Annotated in this window: 4 protein-coding genes; all 4 read left to right on the forward strand. The window is 65.4% G+C overall.

Going from position 1 to position 4,583, the window contains the following annotated elements; genetic code table 11:
- The first annotated feature begins 130 nt into the window (after window positions 1-130).
- Window positions 131-2,569: a TonB-dependent receptor gene (locus JWR89_RS17480; protein WP_299718375.1), complete on the forward strand. Its 2,439-nt coding sequence runs from the start codon at window positions 131-133 to the stop codon at window positions 2,567-2,569.
- 86 nt (window positions 2,570-2,655) lie between these two features.
- Window positions 2,656-3,186, forward strand: a complete 531-nt coding sequence (locus tag JWR89_RS17485) for a copper chaperone PCu(A)C (protein ID WP_299718377.1) — start codon at window positions 2,656-2,658, stop codon at window positions 3,184-3,186.
- 11 nt (window positions 3,187-3,197) lie between these two features.
- Window positions 3,198-3,719, forward strand: coding sequence for a YcnI family protein (locus tag JWR89_RS17490; RefSeq protein WP_299718379.1), 522 nt, complete (start codon window positions 3,198-3,200; stop codon window positions 3,717-3,719).
- Window positions 3,716-4,583, forward strand: an 868-nt coding sequence (locus tag JWR89_RS17495) for a copper resistance protein CopC (RefSeq protein WP_299718381.1), incomplete at its 3' end; no start/stop codon positions are given. The genes JWR89_RS17490 and JWR89_RS17495, both read left to right, overlap by 4 nt.

The following is a 4,583-nucleotide window of genomic DNA, read 5'->3' on the forward strand; positions in this document are numbered from 1 at the left end:
TCCAACGCGCAGGCCCGCGCCCCTCCGGCCCTTTCCTGATCTGACGACGTTTTGCACGGAGGCAGGCCTCGGCCGCCTTCACCCGCACGCTTCAGTTCGCCGGCCATGATGGCGGCACCGGAAATCCGCGATGACCCAACGACACGCCCGCAGCGGCGCCAGCACTCTCGTGCTGTGCAGCGCGCTATTCACCCTTCCCGTCGATTCGATGGCCCAACAGATGGCCAGCCACGACCTGCCGGCGGTAACCGTCGATGCACCGGCGCCGCGCCAGGGCGTCCGGCCCGTCAGACGGCCGCAGCCGCGCGCGGCGTCCGCGTCGCGGCGCAGCAGGCCGGTGGTGGCTTCGCCGGCCGCTTCGCCCGCGCCGCAGACGGACGCGAGCGTCGCCCACGCCTCGCTCGGCAACCCGCCGATCAAGGACAAGTACCAGCTCCCGCAGACCTCGGCGAGCATCACCGCGGCAGAGATCCAGCAGAAGATCAACATCGTCGATACCGAGGACTCGGTGAAGTACATGCCGAGCCTGTTCGTGCGCAAGCGCAACGCCGGCGACACCCAGCCCGTGCTGGCCACCCGCACCGCCGGCGTCGGCGCCAGCGCGCGCAGCCTGGTCTATGCCGACGATATCCTGCTCACGGCGTTGATCGCCAACAACAACACCCTCGGCGCGCCGCGCTGGGGCCTGGTGGCACCGGAGGAAATCCAGCGCGTGGATTTTCTCTATGGCCCGTTCTCAGCGGCCTATCCCGGCAATTCGCTCGGCGGCGTGCTGCTGATCACCACCAAGATGCCGGAGAAATTCGAGTTCACTGCGAAGCAGACCGAGGCGTTCCAGACCTTCGATCGCTACAACACCAAGGGCACCTTCCGAACCGACCAGACCAGCCTGTCGATCGGCGACCGGAAGGGCGACTTCTCCTACCTCATCAGTGGAAATTACCAGAACAGTTACAGCCAGCCGCTGAGCTGGATCACCAACGCCACGGCGCCGGCAGGCACCTCCGGCACCATCGCCGCGCAGAACAAGCTCGGCGCCGCCGCCAATGTGGTGGGGGCGGGCGGGTTGCTTCATACCGAAATGGCCAATGTGAAGGGCAAGGTGGCGTGGGACATCACGCCGCTGGTCAAGGCGACCTTCACCACCGGCTTCTGGTCGAATGACGCCGATTCCAGCGTGCAGACCTATCTGCGCAACGCCGCGGGCACTCCGACCTTCGGCGGCGTCGCCGGTTTCGCCAGCAGCTACTACACGCTGAGCCAGAAGCACCTGGCGAATTCGATCTCGGTGAAATCCGACACCAAGGGCACGTTCGATTTCGACGTCTCGGTGTCGCGATATGATTTCCTCGAGGACATCCAGCGCAGCCCCTACGGCGTCGCGTCAGCAGGCGCCACCTTTACCCCCGACGGCAAGATCGCCCGGCTTGACGGCACTCACTGGACCAACGGCGATGCCAAGGGCATCTGGCGGCCCAACGATTTTCACGAAGTCAGCTTCGGAGTTCATGCCGACCGCTATGTCCTGAGCAACCCGACCTATGCCACGGCGACCTGGAACGGCGGCGCGGATTCGACGTCGTCGCTCTACACCGACAGCCGCGGTGCAACGCAGACCACGGCGTTGTGGATCCAGGACGCCTGGAAGTTCGCGCCGGACTTCAAGTTGACCCTCGGCGGCCGGCTGGAAAACTGGAACGCGTCGGAAGGCTTCAACCTGGCCACGATCCAGACCGCGTCGGGCGGCATCACCGGCACCACCTCGGTCAATCAGCCCGAACTGAACGCGACCAGGTTCTCGCCGAAGGCCTCGCTGTCGTGGACGCCGAGCGCACAATGGGAAGTGACCGGCTCGTTCGGCCAGGCCTATCGCTTCCCGACGGTGACGGAGCTGTACCAGATCGTGCAGACCGGCTCGATATATTCGACGCCGAACCCCAACCTGAAACCGGAGAACGGGCTCAGCGAGGAAATTGCGATCCAGCGCAAGTTCACCGACGGCAATATTCGGCTGTCGCTTTTCAACGAATATATCCGTGACGCGCTGATCTCGCAGACCGGATTTCTGACCGGCGCCACGCCGGTGAGCTTCGTCACCAACGTCGATGAGATTCGAAACACCGGCGTCGAGCTCGCGATCCGCAAGGACAACGTCGTCATCCACGGCCTGGAGCTGTTCGGCAGCGTGACATACGTGGATTCGCGAATTCTCAGCGATCCCTCCTTCGTCAGCACCACCGGCACCACGGCAGTCGGCAAGCGCGTGCCGAACACCCCGGATTGGCGCGCCACCGCGGGCGCGACCTACCGGCCGAACGCCTGGTGGGCCTTCACCGCAGCGGCGCGCTACAGCGGCAAGCAATACTCGACGCTCGACAATACCGACGTGGTGTCCAACGTCTACGGTGCCTTTGACAGTTTTACGGTGGTCGATCTGCGGGCTCAGTATCGCTTCTCCGAGACGGCGCAGGCCAGCTTCGGTATCGATAATGTTGGCGACTATAAATACACGCTGTTTCATCCCTTCCCGGGACGAACCTACGTGGCTGATGTCAGGATCAAGTTCTGATGAACAGCACCTATTCGTCCCCCCTACGGCACGCGCTTGTCTACAATCGACGTCCGACGCCAACCGCACGCATTGAAGGAAACACTATGACCCTCACATCCCGAATAGCTTGCCTCGTCCTGCTCTCGACGGTCCTCGCTGCACCTGTTCACGCCGAGGACGTCAAATCCGGCAACCTGGTGATTTCGCAACCCTGGAGCCGGGCCACGCCGGGTGGCGCCAAGGTGGCGGGCGGTTACCTGACCATCGAGAACAAGGGCACCACGCCGGACCGCCTGCTGACCGGCTCGACGGACTTCTCCAAGAGACTGGAGATCCACGAGATGGCGACGACCAACGGCGTCATGACGATGCGGCCGATGGACGGCGGCGTCGCCATCGAGCCCGGCAAGACGGTGAAGTTTGCACCCGGCGGCTATCACCTGATGTTCCTCGAACTTAACCGCGCGCTGAAGCAGGGCGACAGCGTGCCGGTGACGCTGACCTTCGAGAAGGCCGGCGACGTCAAAGTCTCCTTCAGCGTGGCTGGCGTCGGCGCGCAGTCGCCCGACGCGGCGGCCAAGCCGGGCGCGACGGACATGAAAGACATGCCGGGCCATCACGGGATGCACAAGTAAGGAACATCCCGATGAAGCATTTGTATCGCGCAAGCCTTACCATCACCGCGCTGCTGCTCGCGGCCGGCACGGCCGCGGCGCATGTCACGATCCAGCCCGACGAAGCCGTGGCCGGCAGCTATTTTCGCGGCGCGTTCAGCGTCGGTCATGGCTGCGACGGTAGCTCCACCATATCCGTGCGGGTGAAAATTCCCGATGGCGTGCTGTCGGTGAAGCCGCAGATGAAGCCGGGCTGGACCGTCGAGATCAAGAAGAAGCCGCTCGCCGCGCCGCAGGCCGCGCTGCATGGCAAGACCATCACCGAAACCGTGGACGAAGTATCCTGGAAGGGCGGCCCGTTGCCCGACAGTCTGTACGACACCTTCGGGCTGATGATGAAGCTGCCGGATTCGGAAGCGCCGCTGTACTTCCCCGTGGTGCAAGAGTGCGAGAACGGCGTTCACCGCTGGATCGAGATTCCCGCGGGCACGCAAAAGCGCGACGAGCTGCGCGAGCCCGCGCCGCTGCTGCGGCTGAAGCCGAAAGCGCCGTGACGCTTACGCGCTTGGGTATGCGGTGGAGCACGATCGCGACGCTGCTGTGGGTGCTGCTGGTTCAGTTGCACCCCTCGGCGGCGCTGGCGCATGCCAGCCTGGTCTCCAGCGATCCGACGAACGACGCCCTCTTGATGCATCCGCCATCCAGCGTGCGGCTGACCTTCAACGAGGAGGTCGACGTTCTCGCGATCCATTTGATCGACGAGCACGGCGCATCATCTGCGGTAACGCAGATCGATCGCCGCGGCGCCAGCCTGCTGCTGTCGCCGGCGAAGTGGCACGACGGCGCCAACGTCGTGAGCTGGCGGGTGATCTCCGCGGACGGCCATCCGGTGGGAGGATCGCTGATCTTCTGGGTCGGCCGCCGCGGTGCGCAGCCGCCTGACATCGCCACCACTGGGAATGCTGTTTTGCGCGGCGCGATCTGGGCGACGCGGCTGCTGATCTATGGCGGCCTGTTCGTGGGCATCGGCGGCGCGTTCTTCCTGGCGTGGTTGCGCCCCGCGCGACAGCGACGCACGCCGTTGGTCGCGATCGGCGTCGTGGCCCTCGCGGCGCTGGCACTGTCGATCGGCCTGCAGGGACTGGACGCGCTAGCCGCGCCGCTGTCATCGCTGCACCTGCGCGCGGTCTGGAGCGCGGGCGCGAGCGGGACATTCGGCGAACAGGCCGCGATCACGGCAGTGGCCGTATTGTTCGGGCTGGCCTCGCTCGCTCAGCGCGGAACGGTGGCGCGCGGATTGTCGCTGCTGGCGCTGCTCGGCGTCGGCGCTGCGCTCGCGGCCAGCGGTCACGCGGCCAGCGCCGAGCCGCGCACGCTCATGATGCCGGCGGTGTTTCTGCACGGCGTCAGCCTCGCGT

Origin of the sequence: Tardiphaga sp. (genome assembly GCF_028290785.1) — a bacterium.
Taxonomy (GTDB): domain Bacteria; phylum Pseudomonadota; class Alphaproteobacteria; order Rhizobiales; family Xanthobacteraceae; genus Tardiphaga.